The 15,171-nt window shown below is 67.6% G+C and carries 18 protein-coding genes; 10 read left to right on the top strand and 8 right to left on the bottom strand.

Going from position 1 to position 15,171, the window contains the following annotated elements:
• From VN520_RS38205 to VN520_RS38195, 3 genes are all read right to left on the bottom strand, one after another.
• Positions 1–344, bottom strand: a 344-nt coding sequence (locus tag VN520_RS38205) for a hypothetical protein (RefSeq protein ID WP_325751551.1), incomplete at its 3' end; no start/stop codon positions are given.
• 314 nt (positions 345–658) lie between these two features.
• Positions 659–1,837 carry a tyrosine-type recombinase/integrase gene (locus tag VN520_RS38200; RefSeq protein ID WP_325751550.1) on the bottom strand — a complete coding sequence of 393 codons (1,179 nt, stop codon included), beginning with the start codon at positions 1,835–1,837 and terminating at the stop codon, positions 659–661.
• Positions 1,834–2,355, bottom strand: a complete 522-nt coding sequence (locus tag VN520_RS38195; protein WP_325751549.1) for a hypothetical protein — start codon at positions 2,353–2,355, stop codon at positions 1,834–1,836. The genes VN520_RS38200 and VN520_RS38195 overlap by 4 nt, the downstream gene beginning before the upstream one ends.
• A gap of 160 nt (positions 2,356–2,515) precedes the next feature.
• Between VN520_RS38195 and VN520_RS38190 the strand changes: the two genes are divergently transcribed.
• The 7 genes from VN520_RS38190 to VN520_RS38160 all read left to right on the top strand — a co-directional run bounded on the left by VN520_RS38190 (position 2,516) and on the right by VN520_RS38160 (position 9,894).
• Positions 2,516–2,752 (top strand): DNA-binding protein, encoded by a 237-nt coding sequence (locus VN520_RS38190; protein ID WP_325751548.1) that lies wholly within the window; start codon positions 2,516–2,518, stop codon positions 2,750–2,752.
• A 41-nt stretch (positions 2,753–2,793) separates the two neighbouring features.
• Positions 2,794–3,369: a DUF2742 domain-containing protein gene (locus VN520_RS38185; protein ID WP_325751547.1), complete on the top strand. Its 576-nt coding sequence runs from the start codon at positions 2,794–2,796 to the stop codon at positions 3,367–3,369.
• Between the two features lie 47 nt (positions 3,370–3,416).
• Positions 3,417–4,538: an AAA family ATPase gene (locus VN520_RS38180; protein WP_325751546.1), complete on the top strand. Its 1,122-nt coding sequence runs from the start codon at positions 3,417–3,419 to the stop codon at positions 4,536–4,538.
• Positions 4,539–4,686: 148 nt separating this feature from the next.
• On the top strand, positions 4,687–5,031 hold the full coding sequence (locus VN520_RS38175; protein WP_325751545.1) for a hypothetical protein: 345 nt from the start codon (positions 4,687–4,689) through the stop codon (positions 5,029–5,031).
• The gene (locus VN520_RS38170) at positions 5,028–5,354 is read left to right on the top strand and encodes a hypothetical protein (protein ID WP_325751544.1); all 327 of its coding nucleotides are present in this window, start codon (positions 5,028–5,030) and stop codon (positions 5,352–5,354) included. Before VN520_RS38175 ends, VN520_RS38170 begins: the two co-directional genes overlap by 4 nt.
• Positions 5,354–9,133: a phage tail tape measure protein gene (locus VN520_RS38165; protein ID WP_325751543.1), complete on the top strand. Its 3,780-nt coding sequence runs from the start codon at positions 5,354–5,356 to the stop codon at positions 9,131–9,133. Before VN520_RS38170 ends, VN520_RS38165 begins: the two co-directional genes overlap by 1 nt.
• Positions 9,134–9,273: 140 nt before the next feature.
• Entirely contained in the window at positions 9,274–9,894 is a 621-nt protein-coding gene (locus VN520_RS38160) for a hypothetical protein (RefSeq protein WP_325751542.1), read from the top strand.
• A 533-nt stretch (positions 9,895–10,427) separates the two neighbouring features.
• Here VN520_RS38160 and VN520_RS38155 read toward each other — a convergent pair.
• Complete coding sequence (locus VN520_RS38155) at positions 10,428–10,769, bottom strand: hypothetical protein (RefSeq protein WP_325751541.1); 342 nt, start codon at positions 10,767–10,769, stop codon at positions 10,428–10,430.
• A gap of 220 nt (positions 10,770–10,989) precedes the next feature.
• Here VN520_RS38155 and VN520_RS38150 point away from each other — a divergent pair, with 220 nt between their 5' ends.
• On the top strand, positions 10,990–11,145 hold the full coding sequence (locus tag VN520_RS38150) for a hypothetical protein (protein WP_325751540.1): 156 nt from the start codon (positions 10,990–10,992) through the stop codon (positions 11,143–11,145).
• A gap of 95 nt (positions 11,146–11,240) precedes the next feature.
• A complete protein-coding gene (locus VN520_RS39820; protein WP_414720080.1) occupies positions 11,241–12,056 on the top strand; it encodes a ParB/RepB/Spo0J family partition protein in 816 nt (271 codons plus the stop codon).
• Between the two features lie 170 nt (positions 12,057–12,226).
• Here the strand turns inward: VN520_RS39820 and VN520_RS38145 are convergent, their stop codons facing one another.
• Entirely contained in the window at positions 12,227–12,433 is a 207-nt protein-coding gene (locus tag VN520_RS38145) for a hypothetical protein (RefSeq protein ID WP_325751539.1), read from the bottom strand.
• Between the two features lie 615 nt (positions 12,434–13,048).
• Here VN520_RS38145 and VN520_RS38140 point away from each other — a divergent pair.
• The gene (locus VN520_RS38140; RefSeq protein WP_325751538.1) at positions 13,049–13,231 is read left to right on the top strand and encodes a MerR family transcriptional regulator; all 183 of its coding nucleotides are present in this window, start codon (positions 13,049–13,051) and stop codon (positions 13,229–13,231) included.
• A 180-nt stretch (positions 13,232–13,411) separates the two neighbouring features.
• Here the strand turns inward: VN520_RS38140 and VN520_RS38135 are convergent, their stop codons facing one another.
• From VN520_RS38135 to VN520_RS38125, 3 genes are all read right to left on the bottom strand, one after another.
• Positions 13,412–14,194, bottom strand: coding sequence for a DUF2637 domain-containing protein (locus tag VN520_RS38135; protein WP_325751537.1), 783 nt, complete (start codon positions 14,192–14,194; stop codon positions 13,412–13,414).
• Between the two features lie 20 nt (positions 14,195–14,214).
• Positions 14,215–14,628 carry a hypothetical protein gene (locus VN520_RS38130; protein ID WP_325751536.1) on the bottom strand — a complete coding sequence of 138 codons (414 nt, stop codon included), beginning with the start codon at positions 14,626–14,628 and terminating at the stop codon, positions 14,215–14,217.
• Between the two features lie 116 nt (positions 14,629–14,744).
• Positions 14,745–15,171: DUF6907 domain-containing protein (locus VN520_RS38125; RefSeq protein ID WP_325751535.1), on the bottom strand; the 427-nt coding region annotated here is incomplete at its 5' end.

Here is a 15,171-nt window from a genome sequence, read left to right as displayed (position 1 = left end):
TCGACGCACCCCGGCAGGCAAGGGAGGTGGGTGAGGCTCTGGGCGACATCGGCCCTGATCTGCTCCACCTTGGCCCGGTACTCGTCCTCCGACCACGCCAACACGGTGTCGCCGCGCATCCACCGGAACTCGCTGCGGATGTGCTCCCCGGTGTGGGTGATGAGGTCGCTCTGCTGGATGACACCCCATCGACGGGCGTTCGAGAACACGCGCCGGCTGTGGGTCCGCATCAGCATGTTCGTGTTGCCAATGGGCTTGAACGGGTGCGCGTTGGCGAGGCACCACTCGGGGCACTCGGCCAGTTCCTGCCCCTGGTCACCTTGAGGTGCGGTACGGTCACTCATGGGTCGCCTCCTAGTGGCGATCAAGGCTCTCGGGGCGTTCGTGAGACGCTTCCGGGAGCCGCTTCTTTGTCTCACCGATTTCTCACGGACCGCCCCGGATCAGGGGGTTGACCACTGGAGTCGGTGGAGACTGTGAGTCACTGACCAGCACGGTTCGGACTGGCTGGACCCTCCGGACACTGGTAGGTGGAGGGGACATCAACCGATCTTAACGACCGAGAACTTCGTTCGTGCTGGTCAGTGGCTACCTTAACCCCTCAGGCGGGGGGATTCCATCTCGTTTGTCTCACAACTTCTAACGTACGGCCGTACTGTTAGCCAAGAAGCTCACCAAGGCGATCGGCGGCCACGCGCAGGTGGGATGCATCGGGGTGCACGTACACCCGCTTGGCCAGTGCCCCGCCATCGGAGTGCCCCGCCCACGCTGCAAGTACGGAGTCGGGCACACCGTTCGCCGCGAGGTAGGTCAGGCAGGAGTGACGGGCGTCGTAGAGGCGGACCTTGCGCATCTGGCAACCGATCATCAGGTCATAGGCCCGGCGGCGGAGCCAATCCGTTTTCTGTGGCTGCCCCTCCTGGTCAACCAGGACGTACCCGCTGTGCCGATAGCCGGCCCCGAGTTCGCTGGCCTCTGCCTCCTGCCGCAGCTTGAACGACCTCAGGGAATCCAGTGCGGGCGAGGGAAGGGGCAAGCCCCGATCGCCCGAGGTGGACTTGGCGTGCTTCTCCACGACGCGGCCGTCCACCATCGTTCGGGTGTTCCGCCCCGCAGCGATCGTCCCTGCATCCAGATCCACGTCAATCCAGCGGAGGCCACACACCTCGGCAGGGCGCAAACCCATGAGGGACAACAACATCGGGGCATAGAGCCGATCCGACCGGATCGCGCCCAGGAAGGTCTGTACCTCCTCGGCCGTCCATGGGGCCCGCTTCGGCCTGGACTGTGCCTCCTCGCGTCGTGCCGTTCGCGGAATCACTACGTACGCAGCGACGTTTCGCCCTACCAGTTGCCGCCGGACCGCTACGTCAAGCGCGGCTTTAAGGCGCCCCAAGGACAACTCGACATAGCGGGTACTCAACGAGGTGCCCGGCTTGCCCGCCGTGCGACGTCCGGAGGTGAGCATCCAATCCACCATGGCCTCAACGTCGCCTTCTTGGAGCTTCTGAAGACGTCCGGCGCCAAGCCGCTCCCGCACGGGCAACAGGGCCTTTCGGTAGTTAGACTCCGTGGCCTCTTCCAGTCCGCGTGTAGCACTGGCTAGCCACTGATCAAGCCACTCGCCCACGGTGATCTTATTGGGGCGCACGTAGGTGCCCTGATTCACCTCGGCCTTAATGCGGGTGTACTCCCTCTCGGCTTCTCGCTTGCCGTCGAACGTGAAAGTCTTCTGTTGTCGCTTGCCCGTCTTCGGGTCGCGCCCGACGTCGAGTACGAACCGGTAGCGAACCTTGCCGTTCCGTAGCTCGATGCGCTTGATCGGGCCGTCACTCACTCTTCCTCACCCTCCACTTGCGACTGAACGCCCTGTTTTGCAGCGCGTTCGTTGATGTGATCAACCACTGCATCGAACGCTCCTAGCGCCTGCTCCTTCGTGCGTTTCACCAAAGCTTCCGAGATCAGGCGTACACGCTCGTTCGCTTTAGTCGCCTCTTCTACTGCGGCGGACAGCTCCCGCGTGAGTTCGTTCACGACGGGAAGGAACGGGTCTCGAAAGTCGATGTTCAGGAGTTCCTTCACGGGGACCGAGGCGCCTCCGGGGGTCTCCACTGTTTCTACCCATGGATGCGGAGTGATCAACAGGCCGGGAGTTGTCTCTAGTGCCGTGGCCAGTGCTAGCAGCTCGGCTGCGGTGAAGGCGCGCTGTCCGCGTTCCGCCGCCCACACCGCTTGCCGCGGCCAGGCTTTGCCGAGAAGCGGTTCTAGTCGACGCCCCAGTTCCTCCTGGGACATGCCCTGGAACTGCTCGCGCCTGGCTCGAACGCGTTCGCCAATGACTTCCTCGATACGCACGCCTGTACCGCCCCGTCTGCCGCCTATGTACCGGCCCAGGATGACACGTAACCCCTGTGTTGACAAGACCAGTTGGACTAGTCATGCTTGGCGATGACAGTAAGGCCCCGGAGGTACAACGGTGGACCGGTGGCAGCAGTAAGGACTAACAGGAGGACCCATGTCGAGTACGACTGGTAAGGCTCCGACGCTGGCGGACATCCGAACGTGGCCTGCCACGGTGGACGTTCCCACGGCGGGCAAGGCGTTCGGACTGAGTCGCAGTCACGCCTACGAGCTGGCGGGGCGCGATGAGTTCCCCGCGAAGGTCATCCGTGCTGGCAACCGGTACCGCGTGGTCACCGCTTCCGTGCTCTCGGCGTTGTCGGGCGCGGAGGGCGCGGAGGCTGCTGCGTGACCCCGGAAACGACGAACGGCGCCTCTGGCCAGAGAGACGCCGTGTCGAACAAGTACCCACCAAAACAGCTACCCGACCCCGAGGGTAACACCTTCCCCCGACACCCGGTGGTCATCGATCCCGCCCTAGGGCGCGAGTGGGCCAAGCCCAAGCTCGCCAAGGTGGAGCCAGGCGTGCCGATGTTCTGCACCGCCGAATGGGCCGCGCTGCCGGACAGTGACCCGCACAAGTGGGCAGCGATCGTCTACGCGGCCCTGGCGCACGCCGACCAGTACTCCCCCGAGGCCATTCGGGAGCGCGCCGAACTCGACGAGTTCCTTGACCGGGCTGCGGAGAAGCAGGCCGCTCTGGTCATGTCCGACATGTGGTGGGACAGGGGCCGTACCTGTATGACGTGCCGCGATGACCGGGGTCAGTTGCTGATGGCCGCGTGCCCCCGGTTGAAGACGGACCGCAACCACGGTTACCGCAGCGACTACCCGGACTTCCACACCCTCCGCGAACGCCGCAGCGTCGTCCCCCCTACCCGTGAAATCGACCCCATGGCAGTCGCCCGGTGGGTGGCCACGGGAAGCAGCGAGCCGCAACCCACCACGTCCCGCCGGGATGCGGCATGACCACGCCACCCAGAAACGACGACTCGGCACCAGCTCGACGCCTTCGCGTGACGCCGGTATCCGGCATCGCGATGAGGCGCCGTCAGTGGCTGTGGAACAACTACGTCCCGTTGGGCGAGCTGACCATTGCCGCCGGACCGGCCGGTACCGGCAAATCGCAGCACGCCGTGTGGTTGGCCTCCGCGGTCTCACGCGGAACCCTGCCGGGCGAGTTGTACGGGCACCCCACGTCAGCGCTTTACATGGCGTCGGAGGACTCGTGGAGCTACACGCTCGCCCCCCGCTTCCATGCCTCCGGTGCGGACCTCGACCGGGTGCACCGGCTGTACGCGGAGACCGTGGAGGGGAGCGAGAGTGTCCTCCGCCTTCCGGTGGACGTCGAGGCGCTGGGAGACGTGATCAACGAAACCGATGCGTCCCTCATCGTCTTCGACGCGCTGCTCTCCACCATGTCCGGCGATCTCGTGAAACAGGGCGTCGTCCGGAGCGTGCTGGAACCGATATCCCGCCTCGCGCAGGACATGAACGTGGCCATCCTGGGCATCGCCCACTTTCGCAAGGCCGGGGCCGGTGACCCGCTGAACATGATCAGCGGGTCCGCCGAGTTCGGTCAGGTCGTGCGTTCCGCAATCGGCTTCGCCCGCGACCGGGATGCGGAAGACGGTTCCTGTGTGATGAGCCTGATCAAGACCAACATCGCCCCCCAGGGACTCCCGAGCATCCGCTACCGGATCGCCCCGGCGGTGGTCGACACCCCGGACGGCCCTACCGATGTCGGCACATTCGAGGTGATCGGAGAGACGGACCAGTCTGTCGGGGACCTCCTCGACCAACAGACCGGAACCGCCGAGGACCGCTCCGAGCGGACCGAAGCCGCCGAGTGGCTCCGTGAATACCTGCTGGACCAGGGCGGCAGCGCCAAGGCATCCGACGTACTGAAGGCCGCCAGAGCTGACGGCATCGCGGAAGCGACGCTCAAGCGGGCGCGCTCCAAGGCCGGAATCAGCACCAAGCGGCAGGGCTTCGGGAAGGGGTCCGTGTGGTCCCTCGACTCATCCGGATCACATTCGGCTCATTCAGCTCAAGCCTCAGGCCCTGATCCGAATGAGCTGAACGTGATCCCAATGCCGCCTCGGACCACACGGACCACCGAGGGGGAGACGGCGTGAACGTCCTCGACTCGTACGCGCAACCCCCACCGGACACCTAGCAGGCAGCGCGCTCCGGCGCGCCCCACCCCCACCAATCCGCCTACCTCGCCCCCGCTGAGCCGCCGACCAACGGGACGGAGGACACGAGAACCACGGAGACCTGACCATGAACCGCACCACCACCGGCGCCCGGCTCCGAGACGAAGGCGTTGCCGACGTCCTCGCCGCCGACGGTGCCGTCCACCGCGACTACCGACCCGAGATCGAAGCCGCCATTGACGTGCTGGTGGCGTCCCGGCGGTCGTTCCAGGCGGACGATGTCCACGCCCTACTGTCCGAGGACTGCCGCCGGTACGCGGCGCCCAACCTTCTCCCGGCGGTCTTCCGCTGCTACGCGCAAGCCGAAGTCATCACGCACATCGGCTTCACCACCTCGACCCGTGCAGCCCGTCACGCGGGTGTTCAGCGTCAGTGGATCAACGCCCTGGCCGTCGCGGACGGTGTGGCGTGAGCGGGCATCGGGAGTTCGTGGTCGACGAGTCCGGCCTTCCGCTCGGGGTGCTCGACCACGGGCGGGCCCGGGATCTCGGAGTCCAGCTCGCCTACGAAGTCGCTGCGGGGACCAACAGCGTGGCCGCCGTGCGCGAGGCGGTCAACGCCGCCATGTCTTTGGACCCGACCGGGTTCCCCATCGTGGCCGCGTACGCGTTCGAGAGCATCGCGAAGCACGTGCTTCGCCCCCTGTTGGACAACCTCAGCGCCGAGACCGGTCGCGACTACCTCAACGCACTCACGGCCATCCGTGACGGCCTGCGCGAGCAGGAGGCGGGCTGATGGCCGGCGGTCTGATCGAGATCGAGGTTGTCCCCAACCTCCGGATGTTCCCGGGCAGGCTTGAGGGTGGCCTCAAGTCGAGCGTGGGCATCGCGTCCAACATGGGTAAGGCCATGGGGCTCGCCCTCGCTGGCGGCGCCACCCTCGGTGCCGTTGGGCTCAAGCAGGTCATCGACATCGGCAACGAGTACACGGCCAACCTCAACGAGTTGCAGGCCGTGACCCGGGCGACCGGTGACGAGATGGCCCGCGTGGGCGAGGTGGCGAAGGATCTCGGCGCGGACATCACCCTCCCCGGCACGTCCGCGGCCGATGCGGCGGCGGCCATGAAGGAACTCGCCAAGGGTGGCCTCGACGTGAACGAGGCCATGACCGCGGCCAAGGGCACGTTGCAGCTGGCTGCCGCTGCCCAGGTCGAAGCCGCCCAGGCCGCCGAGATCCAGTCGGACGCCTTGAACCAGTTCGGCCTGTCCGCCGAGTCGGCCAGCCACGTGGCCGATGTCCTGGCGAACACCGCCAACGCGGCCAGCGGCGAGATCACCGACATGGCGAACGCGCTGAAGTACGTCGGCCCGGTCGCGAAGACGCTGAACGTCGACATCGACAACGTGGCCGCAGCCATCGGCTTGGTGGCGACCCAGGGCATTCGGGGCGAGCAGGCCGGCACGTCGCTGCGGGGAATGCTGGCATCCCTCGCAGCCCCGTCCCGACCTGCCGCAGAGGCGCTGAAGACGTTGGGCATCAACGCCTTCGACGCTCAGGGGAAGTTCATCGGTCTGCGTGCCGTCACGGAGCAGCTGGCCGCGGCCAAGGGTCGACTGTCCGATGCCGCGTTCACCGAGGCGACTGCGACGGCGTTCGGCAACGAGGGCATGACCATTGCCGCGTCCCTCGCCTCGACCGGCGCCCAGGCGTACGACGACATGGCGAAGGCGGTGTCACGTGCCGGGGGTGCCGCTGAGGTCGCCGCGGCGAAGACTCAAGGACTGGGCGGGGCGTGGGAGGGCCTGAAGTCCCAGGCCGAGACCACCGGCATCGGCATCTACGAAGCGATCGACGGCCCCCTTGAGCGCCTGGTCCGCAGCGGTGCCGAACACCTGTCCAGCATGAACGACGACATCGTGAACGGCATCGAGACCGCCGTCGCGTCTGCCGAGCTGTTCGGGCCCCGACTGGCCGACGCGATCAGCGCCCGGGGGTCGGTCATCGCGGACGCGGCCAAGGGCGTCGTAGGCCCGCTGGTCGACGGGGCCGTTGACCCGATGAACACCGCACTCAACACCGGAATCAGCCTGTGGGACGACTTCACCGGGGTTCTCCGCAACACCACCGACGCGGCCGAACCGGTGGCGGAAAGCGTCGGGGCGCTCGCCTCGGCATCGGCGGACGGGGACGGGGCCGTGAACGCCCTGGCGTCGGGCCTGCTGCTGGCCGGTGACGCACTCGAAGGCGTGTCCGTTCTCCTCAAGCCGGTGGGGCAACTCCTCGGGGTGGCGGTCGACGGGTTCACCGCGCTCCCTGGTCCTGTTCAGACGGCCGTAGCGGCGCTGGTGGCGTTCCGCATCGCCCGGTCTGCTTTCGGGGACACTCAGGCGTTCTCAGGGCTCCGCCAGTTCTCCGACGAGATGAGGGTTCAGCAGTCCCTTGCTGCGGCCAACGGTCAGCAGATCGGGCGACTCGAAGCCGCTACCGCTGCCTACCGCACGTCCACCGTCTCCGCGGTCGCCGCCACCCGGGGCCTTACCGACCAGATGACCGCCGTTCGTGCGGGCGCCGCCGCGGCGGGCCAGCCGATTGGCACCCTGTCGGCCGCGGTGGGCACGCTTGCCGAGCGCTCTCCCGCCATCGCCACCCTTCGATCCTCGTTCCAGCAGGCAGCAGAAGGGGCAGACAGGTTCGGAACCGCGGCCGGCATCGCCGCCGCCTCGGGTACGGGCTTGCGCCTCGCGGCCGGTGGCCTGGTCGGTGCCCTCGGTGGGCCGGTGGGGCTCGCGATCACGGGTGCCGCAGTGGGCTTGTCGCTGCTGGCCGATCAGCAGGCGAACGCTGCCCGTGCCTCTGCGGAGCACCAGGGCAAGGTGAACGACCTCGCCGCGATGCTGCGCGAGTCCAACGGCGTCGTCACCGAGAGCATCCGGCTTCGACAGGCCCAGGCGCTGCAAGCCGACAAGATCGGGGATTCCGAGCGGCTTGTTGGTGATGCGGCCCGCGAAGCGGGGTTCAGTCTCGACCTCATGACCGAGGCCACCCTCGGGAACAGCGAAGCCCTGGGCACGGTACGCGACCAGCTTCAAGGCGTGATCGACGCGAACAAGGAGTTCGCCACCCTCGAAGACGGCTCACTCGCGTGGACGGGTCGCTACAACGAGACGGGGCAGGCCGCCCAGGACTTGCTGAACGAGGTCAACGGGCTTGCCAAGTCGTTCGAGGACGCCGAGCGGCGGGAGCGTGAACTCAAGGACGCCATCGCCAGCGGAACCGCTTCGATGGTGGACGCCACCGATGCGGGGCGCTCGTTCGAAGCCGCCGTGATCTCGCTGGGCAACGCGACCGCGACGGCCGACGACAGGGCCAGGGCGCTCAAGGACGCGATGGACGCCCTGTCCGGGGGCCAGGTGGACCTTGAGGCCGCCCAGGTCCGGGCACAGGACACCCTGGCCCGGGTACGGGACCTGTTCGGGGAGAACATCGACAAGACCCAGGGATGGGGCAACGCCCTCAACAACGCGGGAACGGCGCTGATCAACGCTGACGGCTCGATCAACGTACTGGCCCAGAACGGCCGGACGTTGAGCGAGACCCTCAGGGATCTCCGGGACCGGGCCGCGGACGTGGCGCAGAGTACCTACGACTTCGCCGCGGCCCAGGGCGACACCGTGCCCGTTGCCACGGAGAAGGCGCGAGCCGCGGCCCAGGCCGTGCGAGACGAGTTCACCAGGCTGACCAGGGAGACGGGCCTTACCTCGACCGAGCTTGAGGTCTTGGCGAACCGCGCCGGCCTGGTCCCCGACAACGTGGCCATTGCTCTCACCACCCCGGGCGACGACAAGACCAAGCAGGAGCTGGCCATCGTCCGGTCGATGGCCAACCAGATTCCCCCGGACAAGCCCATCCAGGTACGGACCCTGTCCGAGGACGCCAAGGCGAAGCTTGAGGAGCTGGGATACAAGGTCGTCACCACGCCGAACAACGTGACGATCACAGCCAACAGCGACGCGGCGAACCGGGAGCTGAACGCGTTCCTCAACAGGCCCGCCACGAAGACGGTCACCGTCGTCTACAGCGAAGGCAAGAGCCTCGGTGTGGGCCCGATGGCGGTCAACCATGACGGCAACTACCTCATGCCGATGGCGGCGGGAGGGCTCGCCGCAGCCGGGCTCAAGCCGATGGCGGCCGGCATCGCCTCCATCGTCCCGCCGAACACCTGGCGCGTTGTGGGGGACAGGATGGACGTTCCCGAGGCGTACATCCCCCTCAACCGGTCTCTGCGCTCTCAGGCGATCCTGGCCCGCGCCGCGAACGAGATGGGCTTCGACCTCATCCGCCGGTTCGCCGTGGGCGGCATCGCCACCCAGACCGGCCAGGCCGTCGCAGCCAGCCTGATGGAGACCGGCGCCGCCACGGTGAACGTGCAGATGCCCTCACTGGAAGGGCTAGCCATCACCGGTCGTCTGCTGGTCGACGAACGCGGATTCGCCTCCATCGTGGACGGCCGCGTTGAACGGGCCCTCAGCGCCACCGCTCGCGAGGTCCAACTCAGGAGGGGGCGCATCCAGTGACACCCTCTGTCAACTTGCCGGCCGTGTCAAAGCCACCCCACCGGGAGCCAAGTCCGGCACCGAGCGCCCTCAAGACCTCACAGGGCGCGCCGGTACTGCACGGCCGGTTCACCACCCCAACCCAACAGAAAGAGGTCACCATGACCACCCTCAAGTCCCTTCTCGACTCCGTCGTTCGCACCGGCCAGGTGCCCACCCTGGAGGAGATCGCCCCCTTGATCACCAGGGGAACCAAGGACCAGCGTGACCGCGCCCGCAAGAGCATCCGACGGGCCTGCCGGGAGATCGCCGCGGCCAAGCAGCAGCAGCACCCCGACGCGGCGGCCCAGCTCGCCCAGGACGCGACGGAGACGTTCGGCCCGTACACCGCGGCCGGTGAAGCGGTCGACGTCTCCTCGATCCCCTTCCGCCCGGCGGGTACCAGCAACGCCCGTGCGAAGTTCGATCGGCAGGCACTCGCCCCGCTTCGTGACCTGTTCGCCCGTGCGGCCTGCGGGGAGACCATCTACCGCGACGAGATCGAGTCGCTGAACCTGGTCGACGCCACCCCAGAGGAGACGCTCTCCTGGCGCACCCAGGTGGCCAAGGCCGCCGAGGAGGCCAACCGTTACCACGCGGCCGGACAGTTCGGGAACGCCTCGGCGTTCGGTCAGGAGGCGGCCCTCAGCCTCGGTCACATGCTGCGTCCGGGTTCGCCCGACCGCACGCCTGACGACGTCAACGACCCGCGCCAGTTGGCCGCTCTGATCATGGGTAGCTGACACCCTCCGGGGTGCCGTCGCAAGCCAGGACGGCACCCCGGGGGTGGGGGTGGACTCCCCCTCGAACGGCTTCCCTGCCGTGTCGCATAGCAGCTGCCCCCACTCCCAAGTTTCCAAGCCGGTACCCCCTGGGGTAAAAACCCGGACCGGTCGCACGCACCTGGGGAGCTGCTATGCGACACGGCAGGGAAGCCGTTCGAGGGGGAGGCCCTCCCCACCCCGGCCGCCCCGGGTGAGGTCCGCATTGAGGCGGGCAAAAGTCTCGGGTGCCCCCACCGGGTACCCCCTCCCGCCGGGGTCTCCGCCCTGGCCGCCCCGGGTGAGCGGCGTTGACTCGCTGACAAAACACCCTAGGGGGTATCGGCGGCGTTCGGTCCTTGGTCGGGTCTTCTTCCCGGCTCCGGGAAAATCTCCCAGGGCTTAAGCTCCCCGCCGCCGGGAGGCTTTGCCGCTTTCCCTAGGGAAGTCGCAATAGACCCCCGCTCTGCCAGCCTCCGGGCCGGTGGAGCGGGGGCGTTTCGTCGTGTCCGGGGTCAGCAGGAGTAGAGCGAGTAGCACCGCTCCGGCTCGCTGGCGTTGTTGGCCACCACGATCATGGTCACCCACACGGCCGCGGCGATGAGCGGGATGATGACCGCGGTCCAGATGAGGATGCGACGGATCGAGTGCAGGATCATCACCACCTCCGCGACACCCTGAGCGGTGGCCCGGTCGGCGTCCCCGGCGGCGTTGATGCGCTTCAGTGAGCGTGCCGCGAACGTCGGGAACCAGGTCGGGCCGTCGAATGCTCCGTCCGGGTTGTGCTTGTTGGCGTCGACCTGCCAGGTAGCGGCGCCTGATTCTTCTGTGGTGACGTTGACCTGATCGTCGCTCATGTTCTACTCCAGACGGGGGCTGCGAATACACGCTAGTCGGAGCTATCCGCCGGGACGTTACGGGCCGTGACTCAATCGTTTACCAATCGGTTCATCTCGACCTTCGACAGAAGAGCGGGCGCAGATATGCGGGCGCCTAAGGTATGGATCGGGTGGTTCCAGTCACTCGATGAAGTGACCCGGAGAGCTCGGCGGGGATGGAAGCGTTAGCTCTTCGTCCGTGATCCCGCCGCCTAACCCGGCACGCGACGCCTGGATCGAGCAGCAGCTCGCCAAGGCTCCGCCCCCCACCACCGCGCAGCTGTCACGCATCGCAGTCCTGCTGCGCACCGACCCGCCGGTCAATCAGCCGCAGCATCGCCGCCCCGCCGCATAGATAGGAGGTGACACCCCGTGACCGCAACCGTCAGCTCCCTGCCGGTATGGCCCGCCGATGTGCCCGTACACCCGGCCGCCGAGTTGTTCCCACTCATGTCCGGCTCCGACTTCGACGAGCTGGTTCGGGACATCAAGGAGAACGGCCTCGTCACGCCGATCGTCCGCACTCCCGACAACCTGATCCTCGACGGCCGCAACCGCTACCGAGCGTGCGAGGCAGCCGGCATTCGCCCGGTGTACGAGGTGCACGCAGGCGAGCCGTGGCGGTTCGTGATCTCGACGAACCTGCACCGCCGGCACCTGACCGACTCGCAGCGGGCGATGGTCGCGGCGAAGATCGCGGAGCGTGCACGCGGCGGATGGAACCACGTGAACCGCTCCAAAGCTTCATCTGAAGCTTTGGAGTCAGCGCCTCCCACACAGGATGAAGCCGCCCAACTTCTGAACGTCTCCCGTTCCCAGGTGCAGCGCGCCCGGATCGTCGGAAGTCGCTGGCCAGAAGCCGCAGCACTCCATGTCGAAGGGGTCGGTACTGCCGACACCCCTCGGGCGAGCAGGTGGACACCATCCGCGCCCTGTGCCGGGCCTGGCGTAGCTTCGACGACCAGGAGGCTCAACCCCTGCTCGCCGGTGCGCTACCAGCGCGGCACCCGCCGCTGTGCACCCGATGCCCTCATTAGTAGTGAGGGTATAGCCGGTACTCGGCATCGGCCAGCAAGAACGATCGGGGCACTGTCCCGGTCACCGACTCTCAAGGGCAAGGGGTGTGCGTCGGAAGCACACCCCTTGCAGCCTTCCTCGGGCAGGTGGCAACCGGACTTGCTCTGGGAGTTCGGTTGCGCCTCGGGCCTAAATCCCTCCCGGGGGGCTCAGTCCGCCGATGCCCGCACTGCCGGGGGCGGCGCCTGACTGGTGCCAGATACCGGCCGGGGGTGGGAGACGGCTCCCACCCCCGACACCGCACCGTTTGCATTCGGAACAGGGATCAGATCCCTGTCGACCCCCTTGCAACTTCCTTCAGGGAAGTTGCACCGTGGCGCCCACGGACGTGCATCCGGCGGACGGATGGAACCGTGGGGCTAAGCCGTACGGTCAGCCGCCCTCGCCCTCTCCGCCTGCGCGTCCTCCACCGACACGTACGCGCCAGCCGCCAGGCCGATGCCGACCGCTCCGAACATGAGCACCCAGGGCCAGATGTTCAGGCCCGGCAGGAAGGGCAACACGAGGGCCGCCGCCATCAGTAAGCCGCCGATGGTGCCGCACGTGACGCGGACGCTGTGTGTCATGCCCTGTCCCTCGCTTCGACATGTCGTGGTGTTACTTCCCGAGGTGCCGGGCCGATCGAGGGGTGACCGGCCCGGCACTCGTCCCGGCGCTCCTGTCCGGCCGGGAACCCGCCGCGACTCAAGGCGCGATCTCGACGGCGGGCAGCGCAGATGCGGAGACAGTCACGACAACACGGTGACTGCCTCCGCCTGCCCGGCGCCCATTTCGGCCGGACGCCCCCGCCTGCCTTCCGGGTGTGAGGCATGTCCGGGGGAGCGGTGGTACTGACGCCTGAACCGGCGCCCGCACAGCTCGACTTCGCAGCGGAGGCGTAGCCAGTGACCCCCGAGACCGCCGAAGCCGCCTCCGAGTACCCGGCTTGTCGGAGACAGGCAGTCGGGACAGGCCAGGTGAGCCACGAGCACGCCCCATCCGTCTTGCCAACGGGTGTGCATTCCCTCGCGGGGGGAGACGGTCGGGTACGGCGATGACGGCGGCGTGTTCACTGGATCACTTCCCCGAGGTCGAGAACGTCTCAAACGTCTCACTCGTCTTGAAGTCTTGCAAGCGTCAGATTCGGTGGGAAGCGTCTCACCTGCGGTGTTTCGGCTCGATTAGTCCGGCAGGGTGAACGCGTGCCGCCTCTGCTCGTCTCCACCGGAGAAGCCGCGAAGGCCATCGGCGTCGGCCGGGCCACCCTGGCGCGGTGGTGGTCTGACGGCCTGGTCAAGCCTGCTCTGGTGACCGCGGGAGGTCATGGCCGATGGGACGTTGAACAGCTCCGGAAGGACTTGGCGAAGCTGAACGAGCGCAACTGACCTCCCTCAAGGAGTTCGGTTACGGCTTGTGACCAAGGGAGACCTGGTCGCAACTGAGGTTCCGGGAGGACCCCAGTTGCGAGCTCCCCGTCAATCTGACAATCGTTGCCACCTTCCTCAAGGGGGCCGCAAGGGGTGACTCTAGAGTCGACCCCAGCAAAAAGCCTGGTCAACGGGTTTTCAGTCCGATCGGACGGATTGGCTCGGACGGGCTTCCCGGCGGCTCATGGACAGCAGAGCGAAGCCGCAGAGCACCATCAGGCCGTCGATGACCAGCGGCCCCACTGATGCCCCGAGGTGGTCATACCCCCAGTCGAGCAGGACGGCGCGCACGTGGCCGTAGGAGATCACTGCCGACCCGAGGGCGACGACAGCGGACCCGCCAAGTCGGACAACGAGCCAGGCCCGGCCGTCCTGCCACGCCGTGCGGGACAGCACCTCGACGGACAGCAGAAGTGCCACCGGCCATACCGCGGCACCGACCTGCGCGGCGATGGTGGGTGACCAGCCTTCCGGCATGTCGGAGGCAGGCAGCCAGGCAGCGAGCCAGTTGGCCGCGACCGACACCACCGACCCGAAGGCGAACCCGAGCCACGCGACGATGCGGGCGCCGACCGTTGGGCTCTGGCCAACAGTTGTTGCCGTCCGGGCAACGACTGCCGCGTTATCTCCGGTGGCACCCGTGGCGCTGGCGGGCTTGTCTACGGGTGCCACCCCGACGTGCACATGCCCCAAGTCATCATCTGACGACTTGGGGTCCTCAGCCTCAAGGGGGCGCACAATCTGCGCCTGGTCCAGCTCGGCGCGGGCCTCTCGGATGCGGTCGCGGCCCCACGAGGCGGACCGGCCGAACATCTCGCCCAGCTCCTCCCGGGTGAGCGGGGCTCCCTGCTCGATGCTCTCCCGGTACGCCTGCCGGGCCTGCTCCTGGACCTGCTCCGCGGTCAGCTCTGCGGTGGTCATGGTGTGGGCTGCTCCGGAGGTCAGTAGGCGGGGACGGCGTCAGCGAGCCGGCAGAGGTCGGCAGCCTTGGCGGGGGTTATGCCCAGGCCGGTCCGGCGGTACAACTCCACTTGGCGTTCGAGATGCTTCACGAACTCGACGTGTGCCCGCTCGGCGCTCATGTCGAGTGCCACGCCCGCCTTGTGCCAGGAGGGCACCTCGCCCAAGCACAGCAGCGCGGCAACCTCGCACCACTGACCGGTCCTGGCCTCCTGGGCGATGCGGGTGCCGAGAGCCAGCGCGGTCCAGTGGTCCCGGGGGTCGACGGGGTCCCCGGCTTGAGCGGCTTCCAAGGTGCGCACGCGGGCCGCGGTGCGCCACTCCGCGAGGGTGGACAGTGGAGTGAAGCCCAAGGGGGCGTGCGGGGTGTCGGTGTGGAACACGTCAGCGGACACGAGGTGCCTCCGATGAGTCGGGAGTGAAGGGCTGAACGGCGCCCCGGATGCCCACCGGGCCTGTGTCGATGAGGTAGAAATCTCTACTCGAACGGCACGGTGGGCACCCGGCACGGTCAGCCCTCGACGTCCGCCACGATGGCGTCAGCCTCGTCTGCCGCTGCGATGAGCGCCGCGGCCAGGCGTCGGGCCTTCTCGGAGGTCAGCTCGGCGTGGTCTTCAGTGTCCGAGCTGGACAGGCCCACGTAGATCAGCGTCGAAGGCGACGCGCCGTAGGTCATGCAGGCCCCGGCCATGACGGCGACTTCGCGGCCCTCGATGGCGGACTCCACCAGCGCGACAGGGGCCGGCGGAACCCAGCACTCGCAGACCTCGCTTGAAAGCCACTGGGCAACGTGGTCCTCGACGCACCCCGGCAGGCAAGGGAGGTGGGTGAGGCTCTGGGCGACATCGGCCCTGATCTGCTCCACCTTGGCCCGGTACTCGTCCTCCGACCACGCCAACACGGTGTCGCCGCGCATCCACCGGAACTCGCTGCGGATG

Source organism: Streptomyces sp. (genome assembly GCF_035563135.1).
GTDB lineage: Bacteria > Actinomycetota > Actinomycetes > Streptomycetales > Streptomycetaceae > Streptomyces.
The sequence above is the reverse complement of the archived record's forward strand: the minus strand, read 5'-3'. Positions and strand labels throughout refer to the sequence as shown.